Source organism: Streptococcus suis, from assembly GCF_002964045.1.
GTDB lineage: Bacteria > Bacillota > Bacilli > Lactobacillales > Streptococcaceae > Streptococcus > Streptococcus suis_U.
On record NZ_POPB01000688.1, the window covers coordinates 1 to 274 of the forward strand.

1 protein-coding gene is annotated in these 274 nt (G+C 42.7%); it reads right to left on the reverse strand.

Features of this window, described 5'->3' with window-relative positions; genetic code table 11:
• Window positions 1-274 (reverse strand): lactate/malate family dehydrogenase (locus C1E99_RS14330; RefSeq protein WP_419580087.1); only part of this gene is annotated, 274 nt, incomplete at both ends.

Here is a 274-nt window from a genome sequence, read left to right on the forward strand (position 1 = left end):
TTGAGTAAGTCAATACGTCAACAGGGTTAGCAGCAACAAGGAAGATACCGTTGAAACCAGAGTTAACGATTTCTGTAACGATTTGTTGGTTGATACGAAGGTTTTTCTCTACCAATTCAAGGCGAGTTTCACCTGGTTTTTGTGGCAAACCAGCTGTCAATACAACCAAGTCTGCGTCATGAGCATCTGAATACTCAGCAGAGTAGATTTTTTTAGGGAATGTGAAGGCCAATGCGTGGCTCAAGTCTTCTGCATCACCTTGAGTACGGTCTTT